Here is a 20,073-nt window from a genome sequence, read left to right on the forward strand (position 1 = left end):
GCAGATGCGCTTGAATTTGTTGGGAAGGTAACCGGACCAAGAGACGAGCTCCTCAAAGACTTCGCCCCGCCAGTGGAATCCGTCGGTGTTGTCCGGAGACCACGGGTGCCGGTCGACGAGCCGGTACGACGGGAGGCGGGTCCACTCGCCGTTCCGCGCATCCTCATATGTCTGGTATTCGACCCAGAAGAACGGAATGCCTGACGCCTCGGCACGTTCGGTGCATTCACGGACAAACTCGTACGTCTTGGGGTGCTCAGCCGAGGTGTTGTTGAAGAGGACGACATCCCCACGCTGTGCGTCCAGCACGTCGTTCTCCAAGAGCGTGAAGAGCAGCATGCCGCTGGAACGCCCTCCTGAGAACTTCACGACATGGGGCAGCTCCCGATGGGACTTGGATCGGTAACGAAAGGGATCCCGGGAGTCGGGCTGGGAGCGGGACCGCACGCCACGAGCCGGCGAAGCAGCCTTAGGTCGCAACTCATTTTTGTTTGACGAGTTATGCCCCGCGCGCACGATCCCGGACTCATCATCGGGGGCAGTCGACGAGACAGCGATGGAGGAGCCAGAGTCCGCCCTTGAGTCCCGTGACATCACAACCTCCTCCCGTGTGCCCAGTCCAAGTCCTAGAACAAGGGGAGAACCTGTAGCACCGCCGCGGCCGCCGCCAGAACAGATTCGGCGACGCCGGTCGCCGCGGCCATCCCGTGCACATCCACGAACCAGGGCGCGAGGACGAGCGAGACGACGCTCATCAGCTTCACGACGATGTTCATCGACGGCCCGGACGTGTCCTTGAAGGGATCGCCCACCGTGTCGCCGACCACGGCCGCCTTGTGCGGGTCGGACCCCTTCCCCCCGTGGGCTCCGGTCTCGATGTACTTCTTGGCGTTGTCCCACGCGCCCCCGGAGTTCGCCATGAAGAGCGCGAGCAGCACGCCGCTCACGGTCGCGCCGGCCAGCGCGCCGCCGAGCGCCGCCACGCCGAGGAAGCGGCCGACCATGATGGGGACGATGATGGCCACCAGGCCCGGTACGATCATCTCCCGGAGCGCCGCCCTCGTGGAGATGTCCACGCAGCGCGCCGAATCCGGCTTCGCCGTCCCCTCCATGATGCCGGGGATCTCGCGGAACTGGCGACGGACTTCCGCCACCATGCCTGCCGCCGCCCGGCCCACCGCCGTCATCGTGAGCGCGGCGATGAAGAAGGGCGTCACGCCGCCGATGAAGAGCCCCATCACGACGAGCGGATCGATGAGGTTGATCCCGGTCTCGCGCAGACCCACGGCGTTCGCGTAGGCGGAGAAGAGGGCGAGCGCCGTGAGCGCGGCCGAGCCGACCGCGAATCCCTTCCCGATCGCCGCCGTCGTGTTGCCGAGCGAGTCGAGCGAGTCGGTCACCGAGCGGACCTCGGGCCCCAGTTCCGCCATCTCCGAGATGCCGCCGGCGTTGTCCGCCACCGGACCGTACGCGTCCACCGACATCGTCACGCCGACCGTGGCCAGCATCCCCACGGCGGCGATCCCGATCCCGTACAGGCCGGCGAAGTTGAAGGCGAGGAAGATGGCGGCGGAAATCAGGAGCATGGGAATCAACGTGGATTCCATCCCGACCGCGAGTCCCGTGATGATGTTCGTGGCGGAGCCGGTTTCGGAGGCCTCGGCGATGCGCCGGATCGGCTTCTCGGCCGTGTAGTACTCCGTCACGAGGCCGATGGCGATGCCCACGAGCGATCCGAACAGCATGGCCCAGAAGGGACCGGCGTTCGGGTGGATGAAGACCCACTTGCCCTGCGCCGCCGCGTCGAAGAGCTGGAGGTTCACCGTGATCGCGTACGCGGCGACCCAGAAGATCACGGCCCCGATGATCGGCGCCCAGCGCAGGGCCGCCGCGGGACTCATGCGCTCGAGAACGCGGATGGCGAGCACGCCGACCGCGCTCGCGAGGAAGCCGGCCATGATGTAGAGGACCGGGAGCGCCACGGCCTGGAGCCGCGCCCCGTCGAGGATCATCGCGCTCGTCACGCCGATGACGATCGTGGCGATGACCGAACCCACGTACGACTCGAAGATGTCCGCCCCCATCCCCGCCACGTCGCCCACGTTGTCGCCCACGTTGTCGGCGATCGTCGCCGGGTTGCGCGGATCGTCCTCCGGGATGCCGGCCTCGACCTTCCCCACCAGGTCCGCGCCGACGTCGGCCGCCTTCGTGTAGATGCCGCCGCCCACGCGCGCGAAGAGCGCGATCGAGGAAGCGCCCATCGCGAAGCCCGAGATGATCTCGCCGAAGGGCCGGAAGCCGGTTCCCTGGGGATCGTAGATCACGATCACGGCGCCGATCCCGAGCAGGCCGAGCGCCGCCACCGCGATGCCCATCACGGCTCCCCCGGAGAAGGCGACGCGCAGCGCCTTGGCCTGGCCTTCCGCGCGCGCCGCCTCGGAGGTCCGGACGTTGGCCGCCGTCGCCGCCTTCATCCCGAAGAACCCCGCCATGATCGAGCACGCGGCGCCGAGCGCGTAGGCCACCGCCGTGTGCGGGCCCACGAGCCAGAACAGGAGGGCCGCCACGACGACGATGAACGGCAGCAGCACCGTGTACTCGCGCCGCAGAAACGCCATCGCGCCCGAGTGGATCGCCTCCGACAGCTCGGCCATCTTCTCGTTTCCGACGGGCTGCGCCTTCACGTACATGAAGAGCGCGAAGGAGAAGAAGAGCCCGATCACGCCGAGCCAGACCGCAAAATCGATGTTTCCGACGATGTTTCCGACCACGTTTTCCTGCTCCCTCTGCTATCCCCTGATCAGCGCTATCCCCTGATCAGCGGCTATCCCTCGATCAGCGGGGATTCACCCCGGACGATTGAAGCGGTTCATCGCCGCTTCCGAGCCATGGTCCAGCCAGTACTCCACCGCTTCGGCGGCACGGGGGAAGGCGCCCAGCGCCGCCTCCTCCTCCGCCCGCGGCATCCGTGACAACGCCCAGGCCGCCAGGTCGATGCGCTCGTCCGGCGGCCGCCCGACGCCGAGCCTGAGGCGGCCGTAGTCGTCGGAGCCTAGACTCGCCGATATCGAAGCGAGCCCTTTGTGCCCGCCCGGCGACCCCCTCGCCCGCAGGCGAAAGCGACCCGCCGGCAGCGCGACATCGTCGACGAGGACGAGCATGTCCGCCGCCGGGTCGAAGCGCCGACGACCCAGCAGCGCCGCCACCGCTTCGCCGCTCAGATTCATGTACGTCCGCGGCTTGTGGATCTCGACGCCGGGGCGCGCGGCCCCGACCGTCCACGCGGTGGGGCCGTCCGCGCGAAAGGGGCTCCCGCCCCAGCGGTGCGCCAGGCGGTCGGCGAGCCACCAGCCGATGTTGTGCCGCGTGTCCCGGTACTTCGCGCCGGGATTCCCCAGAGCCAGCAGCAGCCGCACAGTCCCCCGCGGATCGGTCCCCGGCCGTTCGGCTCAGCCCTCCTCCGCCTCGTCCTCCGGGGCCTCGGCCGCAGCCTCGGCCTCCGCCTCTCCCACTTCCTCGACCTCTTCCTCCTCCTCGACCTCCTCGACGGCAGGTGGCACGACGGTGCAGATCGTCAACCCCTCGTCGTCGAGGACCTCGACCCCGCCCGTATCGACATCCGAGACGTTCAGCGAATCGCCGATCTCGAGCTCCGACACGTCGATGGTGAACTCGGACGGAATCTCGTTCGGCAGGCACTCGACTTCGATTTCGTGCCGGAGGTGCTGGAGTATCCCGCCCATCTCCACTCCGGCGGGAGTCTCGAGAAGGTGGAGCGGAACCGATACCCGGATCTTCACGTCCGCGCGGATCTCGAAGAAATCCACGTGCAGGAACTGCGGCCGATACGGGTGGCGCTGTATCTCGCGGATCAGCACCGGGCGCGGCTCGCCGCCGTCGACCTCGAGGTCGATCACCGTCGTGGCCGCGTGGATCCGGCTCAGGAGCCGGGAAAGCTCGTGCGTGTCCAGCGCCAGCGACTCGGCTTCGTCCCGGCGGCCGTACACGACCGCGGGCAACTGGCCGCTACGGCGAAGCTGCCGCGCGGCACCCTTGCCGGAGGTGGTGCGTGACCGCGCCGTCAGTTTGACGGATTCGTTCGTCATCTTTCTCTCTTACTTGCTCTTACTTGAACAGTTTGCTCACGGAGGTGTTCGCGTGCGTGCTCTCGATCGCCTGCGCGAGGAGGCTCGCCACCGACAGCACGGTCAGGTTCGGGAGCGCTTCCTGCACCCCCGGAGCGAGCGGCACGGTGTCCGTCACCGTGATCTCCTTCACGTCGGCCGAAGCGAGGCGCTCGAGCGCCGGTCCCGAGAAGAGCGGGTGCGTGGCGAGCACAAAGATGTCCAGCGCTCCGCGCTCCTTGAGCACTTCGATGGCCGACACCATGGTCCCGGCCGTGTCGATCATGTCGTCGGGCACGATGCAGTGCTTCCCTTCGACGTCGCCCACGATGTTCGAGACCTCGGCTTCGTTCGGCGCCGGACGCCGCTTGTCGATGATCGCGAGGTCCCCTCCGAGGCGGCGGGCGTAGCCGCGCGCCATCTTCGCCGCGCTCACGTCCGTCGCGACGACGACGAGGTTGTCCAGCTTCTTCATCTCGTAGTAGCGCCGGAAGACGGGGGCCGCGTACAGGTGGTCCACCGGGATGTCGAAGAAGCCCTGAATCTGGTGCTGGTGGAAATCGATCGAGAGGACGCGGTCCGCGCCAGCGGCCGTCATCAGGTTCGCGAGCAGCTTCGCCGCGATCGACACGCGCGGCTGATCCTTCCGGTCCGAACGCCCGTACCCGTAGTAGGGGACGACCGCGGTGACCCTCGCCGCCGAGGCGCGCTTCGCCGCGTCGAGCAGGATCAGGAGTTCGAGCACATTCTCCGCGGGCGGGTTCGTGGGCTGGATGAGGAAGACGTCGCGCCCGCGCACGTTCTCGTCGATGCGCACGAAGATCTCGCCATCGGCGAACCGCTTGATCGTGACGTCGCACAGCCGCTCTCCGAGCACGTCGGCGATCCCCTGCGCGAGGGCGGGATTCGCCGTACCCGAAAGCAGCATGATCGGACTCGTATGGAACGAGAAGTCCGTGGTATCCATGCGTGTCGACTGGCTCGCTGGTCTGGTTCCGGCGCTCGCCGCTCCGCGCGCATGCAGCGCGCATGCAGCGCGCGCGAACCCTGCCGGAATGGAAGAGAAACTGTGTGGGTCCCGAACCCATGCGCCGCGGGGCCGAACCCCTGGGCGACAGCCGCCCAGACTATCGATTCACGCGGGTTTTTGTCAACGAGCGTCCGACGTCGAGCGCCCCGGAATCGTGTAAACGACTTGCGTCGGGTACGCGAATTCGACGCCGTGCCGATCGAACCGTTCGTGGATCGCCAGCAGCACCGCCTGCTTGGCGTCCATGAAACGGGCATACTCCGGGACGGTCATGTAGAAGATGGTGTCGAACTCAATCGCGGAGTCCGCGAAGCCCGACAGGTGGCAACGGTCGAAGCGAGTCTCCTCCTGCGCCTCCACGATCTCCTCGATCCAGCCGGGGATCTGCGCCAGGAGGTCGCGCGGCGTGTCGTAGGTGACGCCGATCTTCAGCGCGCCGCGCCGGTCCTCCATGCGCCCCAGGTTGCGGATGCGGGTGTTGATCACGTCGCTGTTCCCGAGGATGAGTTGCTCGCCCCCCAGACTCCGCAGCCGGGTCGTCTTGAGACCGATGTGCTCCACCGACCCCTGGAACTCGCCGATGACGAGGAAGTCGCCGATGACGAAGGGCTTGTCGAGGATGATGGAGAGCGATGCGAGCAGGTCTCCGAGGACGTTCTGCGCCGCGAGGGCGACGGCGATGCCGCCGATGCCGAGGCCCGCCAGCAGGGCCGCCACTTCGACGCCGAGGTTGTCGAGGATGAGGAGGAGGACGACGGACCACACGGCGAGCCGGCCCACGAAGGAGAGCGCCCCGACCATGGTCACGGCCTCCGCGTCCTCGCCCGCAGTGGCGTCCACGAACCGCCGCACCCAGAAGGCGATCGCGGCGCTCGCCCAGATGCCGCCCTGGACGACGATGGCGATGACCGCGGCGCGGCGAATCACGAGCGCCACGACGGTATCGAGTTCGAGCACGAGCGAGGCGGCGAAGAGCGCGACGAAGAGGATGAGTCCGAACTTCGTCTCGCCGAGCACGTCCGCGACGAGATCGTCCAGCGAGGTGCGGGTCTGGCTCGCGAAGCGCGCGAACGCCCGCAGCGCATAGCGTTCGAGAAGCCACAGCGCGAGGGTCGTGAGGGCGTAGGTGCCGGCCGCGAGCAGCCAGGTCGAAAGCGTGTTTCCGTAGATCGTCTGGTCCAGGCCCATGCCTCGAACTCCAGTGTCTGTCATGGGGAGATGTTGCCGTCGGGAGATCAGGCGAGTTGTTCCATCATCTCCTGGATGTTGGTCGTCGGACGCCGGCAGGCGAAGCCGGTGCAAACGTATGCCGTCGCCTTCCCGTCCAGCAGATCGTGCGGCGCGGTGAAGGGCGCGACCTCCGCGAGCGGGTCCCCGGCGGTCCCGCCGGGCGCTTCGGACGCATCGGTGGGGCGGCCCGCCGGCTTGAAGAGGACGGCCGTGCGCGGCGCGTAGCGGCCGGCGAGCGCAGCCAGCATGCGCTGCGTGCCAGGGTCGCCGGGGTCGCCGGTCACGACGACTTCCTGCGCCGGGCCCAGCGCGAGATCGAGCGCGACGAGCGACATCGTGTGCGCGGAGGGGGCACCGCCGACGGGGCCGGCGAGTGCCCCGCGCAGCGACTCCGCCCGGTCCAGGAGGTCGAGGTCGCCCGTGAGCCGGCCCAGCCTGAGGAGCACGTACCACGTCGTGGCGTTGGCCGAGGGCGTGGCGCCGTCGTACAGCTCCTTCTGCCGGACCGGCACGTCGCGCTGCGCCGCGTCCACGTTGAACACGCCGAGCCGCTCAGGGTCCCAGAACCGCTCCAGGAGCGGGTCGAGCAGGTCGCGCCCTGCGCGGAGCCAGCGCGGGTCGAACGTCGCCCCGTACAGCTCGATCAGCCCCCAGATGAGGCAGGCGTGGTCCGCCGCGCCCGCGGGGATCGCCGCGTCCCCCTCCCGGTAGCGATGGAGGAGCCGTCCCTCGGCGTCGCGCAACTGCCGGAGGATGAAGTCCGCCGCCCGCGCCGCCGCGCCGACGAGCGTTTCGTCGCCGAAGGCGAGGCCGCTCCGCGCCAGCGCCGCGATCATGAGCCCGTTCCAGTCCGTCAGGATCTTGTCGTCGAGCAGCGGGCGCTCCCGCGTCTCCCGCTGCTTGAACAGGACGCGGCGCGCCTCCTCCAGCCGTTCCTCGACGCGGCCGGCGTCCTCCCCCAGCGCCGCCGCGATGTCGGCGGGCGTTTCCGCGGCGTGCAGGATGTTCTCGCCGGTCCGGAGCCCCGACGCCTCGTCGGCGAAGTTTCCGCGCGCCTCGACCCCGAAGGCGCGTCGCGCGAGCCCGGCCGCCTCCTCCCCCAGCGCCCGCGTCATCACTTCGTCGAACTCGTCCCGGGTCCACACGTAGAACGCCCCTTCGCGCCCCTCGCTGTCCGCGTCCTCCGCCGAATGGAAGCCGCCCTCCGCGTCCGTGAGGTCGCGCGCCACGTACTCGCAGATCTCGAGGGCCACCCTCCGGTGCGCCTCGTCGCCCGTCACCTGCCACAGCTCCGTGTACGCCATGGCAAGCAGCGCCTGGTCGTACAGCATCTTCTCGAAGTGGGGGACGAGCCAGCGGGCGTCCGTCGAGTAGCGGTGGAAACCGTACCCGACGTGGTCGAAGACGCCTCCCCGCCGCATGGAGACGAGCGTCTTCTCCACCATCTCCACGCCGCGCCGGTCGCCCGTGCGGTCGCTCCAGCGCAGGAGGAAGAGGAGTTGATGCGGTGCCGGGAACTTCGGAGCCCGGGAGAACCCTCCCTGGTGGGGGTCGAAGCGGGCCCGCAGGTCGCTGAAGCCGCGGCGGAGCGTCTCCTCGTCGAGCGCGCCCTCCCCGGAACCGAGCCCGCGGACCTCGACCTCCCGGATGGCGGCCAGAGCCGAAGCCCCGGCCGCCTCCGCATCCGCCCGGCGCTCACGCCACACAGACGCGAGCCGCGGCAGCAGATCCAGCATCCCCGCCCGCCCCGCCACGCTCTCGCGCGGAAAATAGGTGCCGGCGAAGAAGGGCTGCTTGTCCGGCGTCATCACGATCGTGAGCGGCCATCCCCCCTGCCCCGTCATGAGTTGGCACGCCGTCATGTAAACGCCGTCGATGTCCGGCCGTTCCTCGCGGTCCACCTTGATCGGCACGAAGTCCCGGTTGAGGAGCGCGGCCACATCCTCATCCTCGAAGGACTCGCGCTCCATGACGTGGCACCAGTGGCAGGTCGCATACCCAATGGAGAGGAAGATCGGGCGGTCCTCGGCACGGGCGAGCGCGAAGGCCTCTTCCCCCCACGGAAGCCAGTCCACGGGATTGAAGGCGTGCTGGAGAAGGTAGGGACTCTTCTCCCGCGCAAGTCGGTTGGGGCGGGGGCCGGAATCAGGCATGGAAATTAGACATGGGATTGGCCCCCCAGGGGTCGAACCTGGATCATCGGCTCCAAAGGCCGGTGTCTTGCCATTAGACGAGGGGCCAGAGGCGCCGAAGATGGCGCGATCCGGCGAGCGGCGTCAAACCGCGCCGGTGCCTCCCGTGGACCCCGCCTGGACCCGGCCTGAGCGCCGGCTCGGCCTCCGACCGGCCTCAGACGGGGAGTGCGACATCCAGGATCCGGGGGCCTTCGGCGCCTTCGGAGGCGGCCAGCGTTCGGCGGGCGCGGGCGCGCTCGGCCTCGTCGCGGAAGATCGCGAACAGCGTCGAGCCCGATCCCGTCATCGCGGCCAGCGCCGGATCGCACGACCCAAGCCCGTCGAGGAGTTCCGACAGTTCCGGATGCCGGGCGAGGACGGGAGCTTCGAGGTCGTTTCGGGCGAGGCGTTCGAGGGAGTCCCACTCCGCCATCCGCGTCGCGCCCGGAAGGACGGAGGCGGCGCCGACGTCCTCGTCCCCGCGGCCGAGCCAGCCGTACGCCTCGGGCGTGGAAACGTGGATGCCGGCGCAGACGAGCAGCGCAGGACGGGGGCGCGGGGGGCGGAGCGGGAGGAGGCGGCGGCCGCGCTCCCAGCCCAGCGCCATCGGCACGCCGATCAGCGCGAAGGGCACGTCGCTGCCGATCTCGCCCGCAAGCTCCACGAGTTCCCGCGTCTCCAACCGGGGCCAGCGGGCGGCGAGGAGGCGCAGCGTCGCGCCGGCGTCCGCGCTCCCGCCGCCGAGCCCGCTCCCCATGGGGATTCGCTTGGTGAGGCGGATGTGCACCGCGGGCCACGTCCGCCTGCCGAAGGCCCGCTCGAAGAACCGCTGCGCCGCCCGCCGGCACAGGTTGTCGGGACCATCGGGGACGCCATCGGCCAGGGGTCCATCGACGGAGAGGGTGATGCCGCGCCCGGCGCCCTCCGACTCAGCGCCCTCCGGTTCGGCGCCCCCCGGCCGGCCCCGCGCGGGCCCGGCCGCTGAGAGGGTCACCGTGTCGGACAGGCTTGTGCGGGCGAGCAGGGTTTCGACGCCGTGAAAGCCCGTTTCGTCCCTGGCGAACACGCGCAGGCGCAGGTTGACCTTCGCGTGCGCTTCGGCCGTCCCGGTCTCCCCGAGGCCCGCCACCTCTCCGACTCCCGTCACCCCTCGCTCGTCCCCTCTGCGGCGCTCGTCACGCCGAGGCCTCCGGGGCCGAAGTCTCCGGGGTCGACGTCTCCGGGCCCGGGGCCTCGCTCCGCCCCAGTTCGCGGCGGCTGATTCCGAGGCGCCGCATGTACCAAATCCCCAGCACCGTGATGGGCAGGAAGGTGAGGATGTGGTAGCCCGCGGCGAAGCTGATGATCCTCGCGGGCTCGATCTGGTGGAGTTCGAGCGCGACGCGGGCGGCCGCCTCGAACGGTCCGAAGAACCCCGGCGTGGACGGGATCGCGACCGCGAAACTGATCGTCGTCTGGAGGACGAGCGCGCCGAGGAACCCCGGGCCGACGATGCCGAAGGCGAGAAACCCGAGATAGAACGAGGCGGCGTTCCAGGCCCAGACGGCGAACGACCACAGCATCGCGCGGGCGAAGACGTGCGCGTGGCGCAGCGCCCCGAGGCCGTCCACGAACGCGGAGAGCACGTCCATGATGCGGTTGGCGACGCGGTCGGGCGCGACCCGGCGGGACCACCTGGCCGCCAGCCGGAGGAAGCGGTCCGGCGAGCGGACGAGGAGGGCGAGCGCGAGCAGGCTCGCGGAGACGAGGACGACCCCCAGGGTGAACAGGTCCCGCAGCGTCCCGGAGGCGGCTTCGTCCACCCCGACGATGAAGAAGGCGGGGACGAGGAACACCATGAGGACGATTGCGTCGAGCAGGCGCTCCACGACGAGCGAGGCGAGCGCGGCGCTCAGGGGCACCGGGGTGATCCGCGACAGCGAGTAGGCGCGGACGAACTCTCCGAGCCGGCCGGGCAGGACGTTGTTCGCCATGAAGCCGATGCACACGGCCGCGTAGCGCGAACCGAACGGCAGACTTCCGTTCGAGGCGCGGAGGAGGATCTCCCACCGTATCGCGCGGAGGTTGAAGGTGAGCGTGGCCACGACCGTCGCAGCGATGAGCAGCCAGACGTTCGCCTCGCCCAGGTGTCGGAGGAGTTCGGCCGCCGAGACGCCCCGCAGCGCCCAGACCAGAAGCGCGACGGAGACGAGGGCGCCGACGAGGACTGTGAGACGGCCTCTCACCCGCGCGCCTCGCGCACGAGTTCCGACATCTCGAGCACCGCGCGTTCGATCCCCACGAGCACGGAGCGGCTCACGATCGAGTGGCCGATGTTGAGTTCCTCGCACTCCAGGATCGCCGCCACCGGCTGGACGTTCTCGTAGGTGAGCCCGTGTCCGGCGTGCACCGCGAGGCCGGCGCCCTCGGCCCGCATCGCCGCCTCCTCCAGCCGCGAGAGTTCACGGTCGGCGCTCGCCCGGTCCGGGGCGTTGGCGTATTCGCCGGTGTGAAGTTCGATCGCCGCCGCACCCGCCTCGGCCGAGGCGTCGACGGAGGCGGGATCGGGGTCGATGAAAAGCGACGTGCGGATCCCGGCGTCCTGGAGCCGCGCCACGGCGGCGGCGATGCGGGCGGGATCGACGGACAGGTCGAGCCCGCCTTCGGTCGTCAGTTCCTCCCTCTTCTCGGGCACGAGCGTGGCCTGAGCCGGGCGCCAGCTCTCGGCGAGGGCGAGCACCTCCTCCTCGGCCGCGAGTTCGAGGTTGACGAAGGTGCGGACGGTCGCCAGCAGGAGTTCCACATCACGGTCCTGGATGTGCCGGCGGTCCTCGCGGAGGTGCACGGTGATCCCGTTCGCGCCCCCGAGTTCGGCGAGGACGGCGGCCCGCACCGGGTCGGGCTCGTCCGTGCCGCGCGCCTGCCGGACGGTCGCCACGTGATCGATGTTCACGCAGAGCCGGCAATCGACCAGATGCGAGAAGCTGCTGTTCGCCATGATGTGCTCCCGGTGCTCCCGTTTTCGGCTCGACCGTCCGCCGCGTCAGGCGGCGTCGGCCCGCTCCACGACCAGGCCGCTCTCGCGCCAGCGGCCGGCCACTCCGGCGGGCACGCGGGCCACGATGACCACGCACCCCGCTTCGTACGCGCGCTCCAGCACCTCGCCCTCCCGGTACGCCTCGGCGAGCCGCGCGCCGTCCCCGGCCGGCAGGCTCACCCGCACCGTCTCGAGGCGGGCCCTCATCGCGGCTTGAAGGGCCTCGCGCAACGGCTGCAGCCCGCCCCTCTCCACGACGGAGGTCAGGACGTGCGGCCGACCGTCCGCCGCGGCCCGCTCGCGCAGCGCCCGCTCCTCCTCGTGCGTGAGCCGGTCGATCTTGTTGAAGACCTCGATCACGGGACGGTCCGCCACGCCGGCCTCCGCCAGCACCTCCTCCACGGCCTCGCGCTGCTCGTCCCGGCTCGGCGACGAGGCGTCGATCACGTGCAGGAGGAGGTCCGCTTCGGCGAGTTCCTCCATAGTCGCCCGGAAGGACGCCACGAGATGGTGCGGCAGCTTCCGGATGAACCCGACCGTGTCGGTGAGGAGGATCGGGCCCGGACCTTCGAGATCGCAAACCCGGGTCGCCGAGTCCACCGTCGCGAACAGCCGGTCCTCCACGAAGACGTCGGAGCCCGACAGCGCGCGCAGGATGGAGGACTTGCCCGCGTTCGTATAGCCCGTGAGCGCCACGGTGAACTGCTCGCTCCGCGCCCGGCGCTGCGTGACGCGCGCCCGCGCGATGTGGTCGAGCTTGCGCCGCAGCCGGGCCAGGCGCCGGTCGATGAGCCGGCGGTCGGTTTCGATCTGCTGCTCCCCGGGCCCGCGCGCGCCGATGCCTCCGCCCTCTCGCGAGAGGTGGGTCCACATCCGCTTCAACCGTGTCCGCATGTACTGAAGCTGGGCGAGTTCGACCTGGAGCTTCGCTTCCGAGGTCCGGGCCCGGAGCGCGAAGATGTCGAGGATGAGTTCGGTCCGGTCGAGCGCGCGCACGCCGAGCGCGGTTTCGAGGTTCGCGCCCTGGGCCGGCGTGAGTTCCTCGTCGAAGATGGCGAGCGTCGCGTCGTGCTCCCGGAGCGCCCGCCCCAGGCTTTCGACCTTCCCCTTGCCGATGTAGGTCGAGGCGTTCGGCGTGCGCAGCCGCTGGACGACGGCGCCCCGGACATCGGCTCCCGCCGTCCCGGCGAGACGGGCGAGTTCCTCGAGGTGTTCGTCCACCGTCTCCTGGGGCATGTCGCGCGGCGGCGCCCCCACGAGCACCGCGCGTTCCGTCGCCTCGTCCGACCTCACTCTGTCGATCGATCCTCCTCCATGGTCTCGGCCCCCGCCACTTCCGCCGCCGCCCGCGCCCGGCTGGCGCGGATCGCTTCGAGCCTGCGCCTCGCCTCCGCTTCCCAGCCGCGCCCCGCCGGATCGTACCAGCGGCCTCCGCGCAGCGACTCCGGAAGGTAGGACTGGGCGGCCACGCCGTCTGCCTCGTCGTGATCGTAGCGATACCCCGATCCGTACCCGAGTTCCTTCATGAGCCGCGTGGGCGCGTTCCGGATATGGAACGGGACGGGCTCGGCCGGCGTTTCGCGCGCCGCCCGGGCTGCGCCGCCGAACGCCCGGTAGACCGCGTTCGACTTCGGGGCGATCGCCAGGTAGGTCACCGCCTGCGCCAGCGCCAGGTCTCCTTCGGGGCTGCCGAGAAAGTGGTACGCGTCGCGCGCCGCGATCGTAACCGCCAGCGCGCCGGGATCCGCGAGTCCGACATCCTCGGCGGCCATGCGCACGATGCGCCGCGCCAGGTACATGGGGTCCTCGCCGCCGTCCAGCATCCGCGCGAGCCAGTAGAGCGCGGCGTCCGCGTCCGAGCCGCGCACGGCCTTGTGCAGGGCGGAGATGAGGTTGAAGTGCTCCTCGCCCGACTTGTCGTAGCGCGCGAACCGTTTCTGCAGCGCCGCGGCCACGTGATCCGCGGAGATCGCGGGGGCGCCGGCGACGCCGGCCAGGTCCGCCGCCGTCTCGAGCGCGTTGAGGGCGCGGCGGGCGTCTCCGTCCGACTCGATGCCGAGCCGGGCCAGGGCGTCCTCCTCGATGGAGAGACCCGTGGCTCCGAGTCCGCGCTCCCGGTCGCGCAGCGCCCGGGCGCAGATCTCCGCGACATCCTCCGGCGCCAGCGGCTCGAGGACGAAGACGCGGGTACGCGAGAGGAGCGGGCCCACGACCTCGAAGCTGGGGTTCTCCGTCGTGGCCCCGATGAGGGTGACGGCGCCGCGCTCGACGTGCGGAAGGAGGGCGTCCTGCTGCGCCCGGTTGAAGCGGTGGATCTCATCGACGAAGAGAACGGTGCCGCGGCCGGTGGCGGCGCGGCGCGCCTTCGCCTCCTCGAGCACGCGGCGGACGCGGGGGATGCCGTCGGTCACGGCGGAGAAGGGGACGAACGCGGCTTCCATCCGGCCGGCCAGCAGCCCGGCGAGCGTGGTCTTCCCCGTGCCCGGCGGGCCCCAGAAGATGAGGCTGGGAACGCGTCCGCTCTCGATGAGCTGGCGTAGCGGCCGGCCCTCGCCGACGAGCTTCGGCTGCCCGACGAACGCCTCCAGCGTCCGCGGCCGCATGCGGGCGGCGAGCGGCGCGTCGGCCAGGCCGGCGTCCGGAGCCCCGGCGTCCCCCGGCCCGCCCGCATCCGCAGGGGCGCCGGGACGGGCGGCGGGCGGTTCCACGCCGGCGAACAGGCTCGGCTCGTCAGTCATCGGCGCCGGGCAGCCCGTTGGCGGCCGGGGGTACGTCGCGCGGCCGGGACGCCTCGGCGAGCGAGCCGATCTCGATCAGCCGGCGGGCCTCTTCGAGGAGGGTCTCGTGGTCGTTACGGCCGGGGTCCTCGATGACCTGTTCGAGCAACTCCTCCAGCAGCAGCCGAACGAGCGGACCCGGCGACATGCCGAGCGCAAGGAGGTCGTCTCCCTTGACCGCGAGACCCGCCAGGTCGAGCGCCGGGTCGCCCGCGCGTTCTTCCCGGACGCGCTCCCGGGTCGCCTCCAGGTAGCGCTCCGCGAGCGTCTCCCCCGCCGCGCGTGCGACGGCGAAGTGGAGTTCGAACAGGTCCTCCCACGCGTCGCCGACCGAGGCGAGCCAGCGCCGGTGCTCCGCCGCCGAGTCCAGCGCCCCGACGAAGGGGAGATAAAGCCGGGCGAGCCGGGCGAGGTAGCGCCGGTCCGCGTTGGAGAACTTCAACCGCGAGAGCAGCGACTCGGCCGCCTCGGCCCGCCCCTCCGGCGTTTCGGACCCGCACACGAGCAAGCTCGCGACGCGCACATTCGGGGCCTGCGCCGGGGCCGCATCGACGGCGCCGAGCGCGGACCTCCACGCGTCGCCGTCCGCCGCGAGCCCGACCAGCTCCGGATACCAGTGGCCCAGCGCCCCGCAGTCAGCGTACAGCTCCAGCGCGGCCGACGGCTTCGGGTCGGCCATGACCTTGAGCAGCTCCTCCCGCACGCGCTCGGCCGACAGCCCGGACAGGCCGCCCACCGCCTCCCGCATCGCTTCGTCCGTGCGCGCCTCCACCGCCCACCCGAAGCGTCCCGCGAAGCGGAAGCCGCGCAGGACGCGCAGATAGTCCTCGCGGAAGCGCGCTTCGGGTTCACCGACGGCGCGCAGGATCCCGTCTTCGATGTCCTCCGCGCCGCCCCATTCGTCGCGCAACTCGTCCGAGGCGGGCCGCCAGGCGATGGCGTTCGCCGTGAAGTCCCGGCGGCTCAGGTCGTCGTCGATGGAATCGGCGAAGGCCACCCGCGCGTGGCGGCCATCCGTTTCGACATCGCGCCGGAAGGTCGTCACCTCGTACCCATCGTCCCCATCGAGAACCTTGACGGTCCCGTGCGACACGCCGACCGGGACCGTCCGCCGGAAGAGGCGCATGACGTCATCGGGCCGCGCGTCCGTTGTCAGGTCCTCCCATGCCGGCTCGGGTCGGGCAGGCGTCCCTCCGATCTGGGAGACGTAGGCATCGCGGACCGCGCCGCCCACGGCCCAGGCTTCGAAGCCCGCGGCCTCGAGCCGTTCCGCGGTGCGGGAGAACCCGGGCGGCGGGGAGAATCGGCCCGGATCGATCGCGCTCACGGCATTCTCAGCCGCACAGCACACTGCCGCCGTTCACGTTGAGGATCTCGCCCGTGATGTGCCGCGCCGCGTCGGAGAGGAGGAAGCAGATGGGTCCGGCGATGTCTTCGGCCGTTGCGACGCGGCCGAGCGGGATGAGGGCCAGCGCGGCGCGGCCGGCCTCTCCCTGAAGCGCCGGCGACGACATGTCCGTGTCGACCCAGCCGGGGGCGACGGCGTTCACGTTGATCGACCTTGGGCCGAGTTCGGTCGCGACCGATTTGCAGAACGCGTTGATCGCCCCCTTGGACGCGGCGTAGTGGCTGTGCTCCGCCTCACCCCGCTGGGACGCCGTGGAGGAGACGAGGACGATTCTTCCGTCCGGCCGCATGCGAAGCGCCGCCTCGCGCGTGCCCGCGTAGATCGACGTGAGGTTGGTCTCGATCATGTGTCGCCACTCGTCCGCCTCGAGCGACTCGATGGGCCGCGCGTCCACGTTCCAGATGCCGGCGTTGCCGACGAACCCGTCCAGTCCGCCGAACTCGGCGTCCGCGCACTCGAACAGGGTCCGGCACTCGGCGGGCTCGGCCAGATCCGCGCCGGCGCACCAGTGGCGCCCGTCGGGGGCGAGCGCGTACGCCTCCTCGACCGCCCGCCGCGCGTCGGCTTCCGCCCGGTGGTAGGCGATACCGACGGACGCGCCCGACGCCGCGAGGCACCGCGCGGTGGCGCGTCCGATCCCGCGCGAGCCACCGGTAACGAGCACGCGCTTGCCCGCGAGACCGGGCAACCCCGGCACCGTCGCTGTCATTCCGTCATCTCCCCCTCGTTGAATCGTTTGCCGATCAACCCGCCCGGACCCGCCCGCCGGGCGAGTCGGCTCGCCCGCGCGGCGCTTCCCCCCAGGGCCGGATCCGCGGCCGCCTCGAGCGCGTAAGTGAGGATCGCGTCCGCGGCGAGCAGGGTCACCGCCTCGGCGCGGGTCGCTTCCCCCTCCGCGGCGACAGCCAGCGCATCGAGCGCCGCGTGGACGAGCCCGTCCTCTCCGTCGGCCAGGCGCCCTCGAACCAGCGGCCACACCGCTTCCGCCAGCTCCGGCGGCGCGCTATCGAGCCGCCCCGCGAGCCACGTCTCGAGCGTGAGAGGGCCGGATTCGCCCGGCACGTCAGCCACCGGACAGGGCGGGCACCCGCTCGGACGCCCAGGCCCGGGCCGCTCCGAGCCCGTCGTCCGTTCGCGACGGATCGCCCACGCCCCCCTGCGCGAAGCGGGCGCCGCCGCCGCCGCCAGAACCCGTCGCCCGGCTCGACACGCGGACGAGGTCCCCCGCCTTCACGCCCAGCCGGATGAGGTCGTCGGAAACGACGGAGATGAACGCGTGGCGGTCCTCGTCCTGGAACACGACGTGCACGACGGCGGCGCCCGACCCCATTCCGCCGCGCAGGCGATCGCCGAGCGCGCCGAGGTCCGTGCCTGCGGGCACCTCCAGGCGCCCCGACACGAAGCGGGCCCCGTTCGCGTCCTCCGCGCCCGCTGCAACCGCGCGAGCGAGCAGCGTCTCCAGTTGTCGCTCCGCCGCATCTCCCCGCTGTCCGCGAACCTCCTCGGCGAGCGCGTCGCGTTCCTCGAGGAGACGGTCCATGCGGGCCGCCAGGTCCCCCGGCTGGCAGCGCAGCCGCGCGGCCAGTTCGGCGAGGAGCCGGTCTCGTTCCACTTCGCGCCGGTATGCCCCCTGCCCCGTCAAGGCTTCGATGCGCCGGATGCCCGCCGCGACGCCCGTCTCGGACACGAGCCGGAACGTCCCGATCTGGCCCGTCGTCCGGACGTGGGTGCCGCCGCACAGCTCCAGGCTGAGTCCCGGAACCTCGATCACGCGGACGATGTCCCCGTACTTCTCGCCGAAGAGGGCCATGGCCCCAGCCGCGATCGCCTCGTCGTAGCCCCGCTCCGACGCGTCGACGTCGTGATTACCGAGGATCGCCTCCGTTACCTCCGCTTCGATGTCCGCCCGTTCCTCGGGGGTCAGCGGACCCCTGTGGCTAAAATCGAAGCGCAGCCGATCCGGGGCCACGAGCGAGCCGGCCTGCTGCACGTGCTCGCCCAGCCGGTTGCGGAGCGCGGCGTGCAACAGGTGCGTCGCCGTGTGATTCCGCTCCGTCTCGCGCCGCGCCGGATCCACCCGCGCGAGCACCGTGTCCTCGACAACGCCGTCCGCCCCGGGAAGCGAGCCCTCGGCCAGCGACCCCGCGACGACGGTCCGCCCGTCCGCGCCCCACACCGCGGAGATGTCGACTGCCCAACCGTCCCCGATGACGCGCCCGGTGTCGGAGACCTGCCCGCCGCTCTCCAGGTAGAAGGGATTCCGCTCGAGCAGGAACGCGTGTCGCCCGTCGGCGGACCACCGCCGGCAGTCCGTCTCGATATCGAGACTCCCGTAGCCTACGAACTCCTGTTTCGCGTCCCCGCCCGGCGGGGTGACCCTGAGACTGCCCCCAAACCCGACGGCGGCGGTGACGCCACCCTTCAACTCGACGACGCTGCGCGAGCGGGCGCGCTGGGCTTCCAGCGCCTCGTCAAAGCCCTTCCAGTCCACGTCGTAGCCGCGCTCGCGGGCGATGAGGCCGGTGAGGTCCTCGGGGATACCGTGGGTGTCCTTGAGCTTGAAGGCGACGCCACCCTCGACCGTGCCCGAGCCTCCCTCCGGCATCGCGCGGTCGATCTCGCGCATGCCGCCCTCGATGGTCGAGAGGAAGAGTTCCTCCTCCGCCCGCGTCGTGGAGAGCAGGTGCTCCCGCCGCGTCTCCAACTCCGGGAAGGTGGCCGACATGCGGTCCGCGACGACGCCTACGAGGTCGTGCAGGAGCGGGTCGCGCCGGCCCAGCAGCCAGTAGTGCCGGACCGCCCGGCGCAGGATCCGGCGCAGCACGTATCCGCGCTTCTCGTTCGACGGGAAGACGCCATCGGCGAGCAGGAACGCCACGGCCCGGGCGTGATCCGCCAGGACGCGGAAGGCGACGCCGTCGTCCCAGTCCTCGGGCGCCCGCGAGTACTCGATCCCGAGCCCCTCCTCCGCCGCCTCGATGATCGGGAGGAAGAGGTCCGTGTGGTAGTTGGTGCCCACGCCCTGCAGCAGCGCCGCGATCCGTTCGAGTCCGGCGCCGGTGTCGATCGAAGGCGCGGGGAGTGGCGTGTCCGTCCCGTCCGGCGCGCGGTCGAACTGCATGAACACGAGGTTCCAGAACTCGATGATCCGGTCCGCCTCGCCCGCCGCCTCGAACTGCGCGTCGGTGATGCGGTCGTCGCGCTCCGTCCGCAGGTCGTAGTGCAGTTCCGAGCAGGGGCCGCACGGACCCGTGTCGCCCATCTGCCAGAAGTTGTCCTTGTCCCCCATGCGCCGGATCCGCGATTCCGGGATCGAGGTCCGCTTCAGCCAGAGGTCGAAGGCGTCATCGTCGTCGTGGTGGACCGTGGCCCACAGGCGGCCGGGCTCCAGGCCGAGATCCTCGGTCACCCACTCCCAGGCGAAGTCGATCGCGTCGCGCTTGAAGTAGTCGCCGAAGGAGAAGTTCCCGAGCATCTCGAAGAAGGTGTGGTGGCGCGCGGTCCGCCCCACTTCCTCGAGGTCGTTGTGCTTGCCGCTCACGCGGAGGCATTTCTGCGACGTGACGGCGCGGGGGGGACTCGGGCGCTCCGTCTCTCCCGTGAAGATGCCCTTGAACTGCACCATCCCGGCGTTCGTGAACATGAGGGTCGGGTCATCAGCGGGGACGAGCGGGCCGCTGGGCCGATGCTCGTGCCCCTGCCGCTCGAAGTAGGAGATGAAACTCCGCCGGAGTTCGTCCGCCTTCATCGTGTATCCTCAGCCTGCCAGTTGACCTCGATCCACGCCCGGATGCGACTCGCTGCGAACCCGCGCCGGGCCAGGTAGTCGAACAGCCGCCGACGCGCTTTCGTCGGGTCCGCCCCGGTCAGCCTCCGCGCCCGGGCCGTCGCCACGCGCTCGAGCAGCGCCTCCTCCGTCGCGCCTTCCTCCGCCATCGCTTCGCGGATGCCGCGGTCCGCATCCTCCCGCGACACACCCCGGGCGAGAAGGTCGGACTGCATGCGACGGGTTCCACAGGGCCGGAGCCGGATACGGTCCCGCGCGAAGCTGGCAGCGAACTGCGCGTCGTCGAGATACCCCAGCGCCGCGAGACGTTCCAGTGCGTGTTGAATCGCCGCCGGGTCGATCCGGTCCCGCCGCAGCCGGCGCTCCGTTTCCCGGCGACTCCTCGGACGCACGGAAAGGTAGCGCAGCCCGACGAACATCGCTTCGGCGCGCCCGCCCGCGGCCCGGACGGCTTCGAGTTCCGCGGACTCGAGCCGAATCCCGACATCGAGCCGCAGTCGGTGCACGTCTTCGTCCCGAAGCCGACA

At 70.9% G+C, this 20,073-nt stretch carries 16 protein-coding genes and 1 tRNA gene; all 17 read right to left on the reverse strand.

Annotated elements, in window-relative coordinates:
* Positions 1-626: 626 nt before the first annotated feature.
* Positions 627-2,771 (reverse strand): sodium-translocating pyrophosphatase, encoded by a 2,145-nt coding sequence (locus RN743_RS01200; RefSeq protein ID WP_310775393.1) that lies wholly within the window; start codon positions 2,769-2,771, stop codon positions 627-629.
* A gap of 75 nt (positions 2,772-2,846) precedes the next feature.
* On the reverse strand, positions 2,847-3,416 hold the full coding sequence (gene pth / locus RN743_RS01205; protein WP_310775395.1) for an aminoacyl-tRNA hydrolase: 570 nt from the start codon (positions 3,414-3,416) through the stop codon (positions 2,847-2,849).
* A gap of 33 nt (positions 3,417-3,449) precedes the next feature.
* Complete coding sequence (locus tag RN743_RS01210) at positions 3,450-4,106, reverse strand: 50S ribosomal protein L25/general stress protein Ctc (protein WP_310775397.1); 657 nt, start codon at positions 4,104-4,106, stop codon at positions 3,450-3,452.
* A 19-nt stretch (positions 4,107-4,125) separates the two neighbouring features.
* Complete coding sequence (locus tag RN743_RS01215; protein ID WP_310775399.1) at positions 4,126-5,091, reverse strand: ribose-phosphate pyrophosphokinase; 966 nt, start codon at positions 5,089-5,091, stop codon at positions 4,126-4,128.
* Positions 5,092-5,274: 183 nt separating this feature from the next.
* Positions 5,275-6,342 (reverse strand): mechanosensitive ion channel family protein, encoded by a 1,068-nt coding sequence (locus tag RN743_RS01220; RefSeq protein WP_310775402.1) that lies wholly within the window; start codon positions 6,340-6,342, stop codon positions 5,275-5,277.
* A 47-nt stretch (positions 6,343-6,389) separates the two neighbouring features.
* The gene (locus RN743_RS01225) at positions 6,390-8,537 is read right to left on the reverse strand and encodes a thioredoxin domain-containing protein (protein ID WP_310775404.1); all 2,148 of its coding nucleotides are present in this window, start codon (positions 8,535-8,537) and stop codon (positions 6,390-6,392) included.
* 17 nt (positions 8,538-8,554) lie between these two features.
* Positions 8,555-8,625, reverse strand: a tRNA-Gln gene (locus tag RN743_RS01230).
* A gap of 108 nt (positions 8,626-8,733) precedes the next feature.
* On the reverse strand, positions 8,734-9,705 hold the full coding sequence (locus RN743_RS01235; protein WP_310775406.1) for a hypothetical protein: 972 nt from the start codon (positions 9,703-9,705) through the stop codon (positions 8,734-8,736).
* A 28-nt stretch (positions 9,706-9,733) separates the two neighbouring features.
* Positions 9,734-10,783 (reverse strand): lysylphosphatidylglycerol synthase transmembrane domain-containing protein, encoded by a 1,050-nt coding sequence (locus RN743_RS01240; RefSeq protein WP_310775408.1) that lies wholly within the window; start codon positions 10,781-10,783, stop codon positions 9,734-9,736.
* On the reverse strand, positions 10,780-11,535 hold the full coding sequence (locus RN743_RS01245) for a pyridoxine 5'-phosphate synthase (protein WP_310775410.1): 756 nt from the start codon (positions 11,533-11,535) through the stop codon (positions 10,780-10,782). Before RN743_RS01245 ends, RN743_RS01240 begins: the two co-directional genes overlap by 4 nt.
* Before the next feature lie 45 nt (positions 11,536-11,580).
* The gene (gene hflX, locus RN743_RS01250; RefSeq protein ID WP_310775412.1) at positions 11,581-12,867 is read right to left on the reverse strand and encodes a GTPase HflX; all 1,287 of its coding nucleotides are present in this window, start codon (positions 12,865-12,867) and stop codon (positions 11,581-11,583) included.
* Entirely contained in the window at positions 12,864-14,312 is a 1,449-nt protein-coding gene (locus RN743_RS01255) for a replication-associated recombination protein A (RefSeq protein ID WP_310775414.1), read from the reverse strand. Before RN743_RS01255 ends, hflX begins: the two co-directional genes overlap by 4 nt.
* The gene (locus tag RN743_RS01260; RefSeq protein ID WP_310775416.1) at positions 14,305-15,678 is read right to left on the reverse strand and encodes a hypothetical protein; all 1,374 of its coding nucleotides are present in this window, start codon (positions 15,676-15,678) and stop codon (positions 14,305-14,307) included. The genes RN743_RS01255 and RN743_RS01260 overlap by 8 nt, the downstream gene beginning before the upstream one ends.
* 7 nt (positions 15,679-15,685) lie before the next feature.
* Positions 15,686-16,468, reverse strand: a complete 783-nt coding sequence (locus RN743_RS01265) for an SDR family NAD(P)-dependent oxidoreductase (RefSeq protein WP_310775418.1) — start codon at positions 16,466-16,468, stop codon at positions 15,686-15,688.
* Entirely contained in the window at positions 16,465-16,821 is a 357-nt protein-coding gene (locus RN743_RS01270; protein WP_310775420.1) for a hypothetical protein, read from the reverse strand. Before RN743_RS01270 ends, RN743_RS01265 begins: the two co-directional genes overlap by 4 nt.
* 1 nt (position 16,822) lies before the next feature.
* Positions 16,823-19,507: an alanine--tRNA ligase gene (gene alaS / locus RN743_RS01275; protein WP_310775422.1), complete on the reverse strand. Its 2,685-nt coding sequence runs from the start codon at positions 19,505-19,507 to the stop codon at positions 16,823-16,825.
* Complete coding sequence (locus tag RN743_RS01280) at positions 19,504-20,052, reverse strand: regulatory protein RecX (RefSeq protein ID WP_310775424.1); 549 nt, start codon at positions 20,050-20,052, stop codon at positions 19,504-19,506. The genes alaS and RN743_RS01280 overlap by 4 nt, the downstream gene beginning before the upstream one ends.
* Positions 20,053-20,073 lie beyond the last annotated feature (21 nt).

Origin of the sequence: Candidatus Palauibacter scopulicola (assembly GCF_947581915.1) — a bacterium.
Lineage (GTDB): Bacteria > Gemmatimonadota > Gemmatimonadetes > Palauibacterales > Palauibacteraceae > Palauibacter > Palauibacter scopulicola.